Here is a 4,446-nt window from a genome sequence, read left to right as displayed (position 1 = left end):
GTTTCGCCGGATTGGCGTGCGTGCGTTTCAACTATGGCTATGGGATGCTAGTGGAAAATTGTTAATGGAGAAAAGCGACATAGAGTTGGTCGACTTGGCCCGGGAAGGCCATAAGGAGGCCTTTTCTGAGCTGGTCGTAAGACATCAGGAAGCCGTGTATAATCTGGCTTTCCGGATGGCGGGGAATCATGCGGATGCGACGGAGTTGGCGCAGAATGCTTTTGTTCGGGCTTACAATAAACTGGCTTTATATAAGCGGGAATATGCCTTCAGGAACTGGGTGATGAGCATTTGCGCAAATCAGTCCAGGAACCTTTTCCGGTCACGTGACCGCCAGCGAAATGCGGAGAATACCTATCTCGACTTGCTGGAGGTAAACCAGCCCTTACCTGAGTCAACCAGGCGGGCGGGGGTGGATCGGGCGCTGCTTCATTTGCCTGAAACATTGCGGATTCCTGTGGTGCTCAAGCATATGGAAGGCCTTTCCTACGAAGAAGTCGGGGCTGTATTGAACATCGGGGTCAGCGCCGCTAAAATGCGCGTTAAGCGCGGGATAGAAAAGTTAAGCGGATTATTATGCAGGGGAACCAACGAGGCAGGCTATGAAACAGAATGAACCCAGCGGGCTGGTTGAAGAAGGCGTCGTGAAGCGGATCCGTGAAAGCAGAGTCACGGCACCTGCGGATTTTCTCAGCCGTGTGATGCAACGGTTGCCGGATCGCCCGGAGCCAACCTGGTCGGAAAGAGTCCAGATATGCTGGCCCTCGGATCGTCGCTGGTGGACTCCCGTTTTGGCTGGGGCAGCAGCCGCAATACTGCTGGGTATAGGATCTATGTTCTGGCAACAGTCATCATCAGCTTTGGATAGCATTCAGGTGACTTTTGAAATGCGGGCACCCGGCGCCAAGAGTGTTGAGCTGGCAGGAAGTTTTAATAACTGGCAGCGAGGAAAAGTGTTGTTGCATGGGCCGGACGCAACCGGGAATTGGACTGCCACAGTTTCCCTTCCGCCCGGTCATTACGAGTATCTGTTTCTGGAAGATGGGGAGATCTGGGTGACGGATCCCCTGGCCCTGGCACATCGGGCCGATGGGTTCGGCAATCAAAATGCCATTCTGGAATTATAGGATCACTGTTATGAAAACGACATTAACGAGGGCTCTTTCGCTGATGATGGCCATGATCAGTGTGCCCATTCTGTATGCCTCTGACTGGACGGAGGTTTCCCGAAATGCCGAGCGAGCAGGATTGTCATCAGAGCAGGTCGAGCCTTTTGTTCAAAAGGCCCGCACCGCGGGATACACGGCAGATCAAGCCGCCCAGGTATTGCAGCCCGCGCTTCAAGCATGCAAACAGGGACTCCCTGCTCGTTCGATTCTGGATAAAATTCAAGAAGGGCTTGTTAAACGTGTCCCCGCCGAGACGCTGGCGCAGGCGTGTCATAAGCGTTACCGGCATCTGGAACGAGCCACGAGTCTAGCCAACACTACCGGTCAGCCCTCCGGCGGCGTCATTTACTCAGCGACCCTGGCGCTGGAAAGCGGCATGAGTGAGCAGACACTTGAGAAGGTGCTGACCGAAAGCCGGGGGCGCCGGCCGGGACAGGTTCAAGCGGTAATCGAGGCAGGTGAATCCATGATGCTTAATGGCATGAATGAAAATGCCGTGTCCACGCTGATGATCGACTGCCTGCAACGTAATCTGCGACGGTCGGAAGTTCTGAGAACAGTCCGTTATTCTTGTCAGCAACACCGATCGGGAATGAATGGTGACACCATCCGTCAGTCGCTATGGGGACAAGGGCAATGCGATGGGACCGGGAATGGCCAGCGGCTGCGTGATGGCTCAGGGGGACGACAGCGGCAAGCGATGGGGCCGTAAACGACAAAGAAAAATCATGGCGAAATACATGCATGGTGAATAATTCCCACATCGTATGGGGATTATTTCCCGAATTCAGCCGGTGAGCCATAGGAGGCATACAAGGGATCGGTCGCATCGTGTTGTTTATCAGATATTAACAACTTTACTAAAATGTGTTGGCACGGAGATTGCTAACTACTCATGTGAATTTACAGTATTGAATTCAAAAGAGCATAAGGGAGGATCAAGAATGAGCAAAAAAACAATCGGGATGAAATTATGTTTAGGGGTGGTGTTGATTGCTTGGGGGAGTGTGGCGGCCTTCGGTGTGCCAGCCCAACATCGCGAACGCAGGCCTGATACAGTGACCTATAAGTGGAAGTCGCAGATGACAGAGCAAGAGCGTCAGGCGTTGGCCGCCGTACTTGTAGAATATAAACTTGGACTTGATAAGAAAATTGCTGGCGGAAGTATCATCCGGGTAAAGGCAAAGAGGGGTATGGGGGTCTCGGAGGAAACTCTGGCCGCAGCCCTCATGCAGAGCGGTGGTGTGGAATGGGCCGAACCGGATTATGTGGTGGAGGCTGTTGTTATCCCGAACGACCCGTATTATTTCAGCCAGTGGTGGCACCAGAACATCGCCTCTGCTGGTGCCTGGGACATCACCACAGGAGTCACTCAGATTGTCGTAGCCGTATGCGACACAGGGGTCGACTTGACACACCCTGATCTTGTTCGAAATCTGATTCTGCCTGGTTGGAACACTTATCTCAACAACACAAATTGTGTGGATACTTATGGGCACGGAACCGCCGTTGCCGGTTGCGCTGCTGCGACGGGTAACAACGGCATTGGGGTGGCTGGTATGGCTTGGAATGTGAAAATCCTGCCCATCCGCATTACATACCAGGACGGCATAGGAAGTGCCTATATCACTGACATCGCCGATGGTATTGCCTACGGTGCAGACCGCAGTGCCAAGGTTGTCAATGTCAGTTTCGGCGGATACTCCTACTCCACGATCATCACCGCAGCTGATTACGCTCGCAGTAAAGGGGCGCTCGTGGTGTTCGCCGCTGGGAATGACGGATTGGACCTTACTGGAAGCGCTGATCCTGCCAGCATCCTGCTGGTTGGGGCGACGTCTTCCTTTGATGCGCGTGCCAGCTTTTCGAACTACGGAGCCCCTATTGATGTGGTGGCGCCCGGCGAAAGCGTACTGACTTGCGTCATGGGCGGATCCTATGGCTACTGGAGCGGCACCTCCTTCTCGGCACCCATCACCGCCGGACTCGCTGCGCTGATTTTTTCCATCAATCCGAGCTTCACGCCAGCGCAGGTTGAAACGTTAATCACCTCTTCCTGCAAGGATCTTGGCGTGATTGGCAACGACAGCGTTTACGGGTTCGGGCTCATCCAAGCCGCAGGCGCTGTTGTTAAGGCTAAAGCTACGGTCGTTAATCTGCTGCCGGTGGCCAAGGCTACTGCCACTCCGACTAGTGGCAGCCTGCCTTTGGTGGTGGCGCTTGACGGCAGCCAGTCGAGTGATTCCGACGGTATCATTGCCTCTTATGTCTGGAGCTTCGGGGACGGAAGCGCGTCCGTCACGGGAAAGACGATCAGCCATATTTATTCAACCGCTGGCAGCTTCATGGCAGTGCTCACAGTGACGGACGACAAGGGTGCCACCAGTACCTCCTCTGTCGCGATCACCGTGACCGATCCCGCAGTTCTCGTGGCGCCCTCCGCGCTGGCTGTAACCGTTGTCAGCCGCACCGTTACATTGAAATGGGCGGATAACTCCAGTAATGAGACGGGCTTCTACATCGAGCGCGCCGTGAAGGCCAGAACCGGTATCGGCCCTTATTCGCGTGTGGGAACGGTAGGAGCAAACATCCGGGCCTACAGCGAAACTGTCCTGGCGAATACCTATTACTACCGCGTTCAGGCGTTCAATGCGACCCGCCTTTCGACCTACTCAAATGTGATCTCAGTGCGGGTCAAGTAGGGTGGCGATAATTCAGGGGGTATTTTGTATATGTTTGAGAAGATAGGGATTTCTCTCCTGAATAGGCTGACGGTTATTTATGTGGCGACGATCCTCCTGCTTACGGGCGGATCGTTGTTCGCCGGGACGCTTTCCGGCAAGGTGACGAGCACGAACGGGCAAGCCCTTGCCAACGTCTTCATAGACATGTACGACGACACGGGTGAGTATTTTGACTACACGGTTACCGATACTGCCGGAGACTACAAGTTCAGCAATCTCGGCACCGGTGGCTTCTACGTTCATACTGACACTTTGGGTGAATATGTGGAGGAATGGTACAACACTGTTCCAGGTGCCTCAGAGGACACTTTTTATGATCCCCTTGTGGCCGGCGCCACCCGTGTGGCGGTCGGTTCCATCGAAACTGTGGCCGGGATCAATCTGACACTTGACCGGGCGGGTTCAATCTCGGGACGAATCACTGGCACCAATGGCGCAGGGATTTCTCGCATCTACGTGGATGTATATCTGCCGGAGAGCAGTTCGTGGCTTCGCCACGACAGATTGTTGAAGCAGAGTGACTTGTGGCTGTT

Annotated in this window: 5 protein-coding genes; all 5 read left to right on the top strand. The window is 54.2% G+C overall.

From position 1 onward, the window contains the following. The coding region (locus tag WCI03_15090; protein MEI8141177.1) for a sigma-70 family RNA polymerase sigma factor at positions 1-616 on the top strand (616 nt) is incomplete at its 5' end. Continuing rightward, positions 603-1,127 (top strand): glycogen-binding domain-containing protein, encoded by a 525-nt coding sequence (locus WCI03_15085; protein ID MEI8141176.1) that lies wholly within the window; start codon positions 603-605, stop codon positions 1,125-1,127. The genes WCI03_15090 and WCI03_15085, both read left to right, overlap by 14 nt. Positions 1,128-1,137: 10 nt before the next feature. Beyond that, a complete protein-coding gene (locus WCI03_15080) occupies positions 1,138-1,881 on the top strand; it encodes a hypothetical protein (GenBank protein MEI8141175.1) in 744 nt (247 codons plus the stop codon). A gap of 232 nt (positions 1,882-2,113) precedes the next feature. Continuing rightward, positions 2,114-3,871 carry a S8 family serine peptidase gene (locus WCI03_15075; protein ID MEI8141174.1) on the top strand — a complete coding sequence of 586 codons (1,758 nt, stop codon included), beginning with the start codon at positions 2,114-2,116 and terminating at the stop codon, positions 3,869-3,871. A 30-nt stretch (positions 3,872-3,901) separates the two neighbouring features. Further along, positions 3,902-4,446: carboxypeptidase-like regulatory domain-containing protein (locus WCI03_15070; GenBank protein ID MEI8141173.1), on the top strand; the 545-nt coding region annotated here is incomplete at its 3' end.

This window comes from bacterium (genome assembly GCA_037143175.1).
GTDB lineage: Bacteria > Verrucomicrobiota > Kiritimatiellia > CAIKKV01 > CAITUY01 > JAABPW01.
Note: the sequence above shows the minus strand (reverse complement) of the source record. Positions and strands in the feature narration are given on the sequence as shown.

Coding starts and splice junctions, on each gene's coding strand:
- WCI03_15085 (MEI8141176.1), top strand. CDS start 603: ATGAAACAGAATGAACCCAGCGGGCTGGTTGAAGAAGGCGTCGTGAAG.
- WCI03_15075 (MEI8141174.1), top strand. CDS start 2,114: ATGAGCAAAAAAACAATCGGGATGAAATTATGTTTAGGGGTGGTGTTG.
- WCI03_15080 (MEI8141175.1), top strand. CDS start 1,138: ATGAAAACGACATTAACGAGGGCTCTTTCGCTGATGATGGCCATGATC.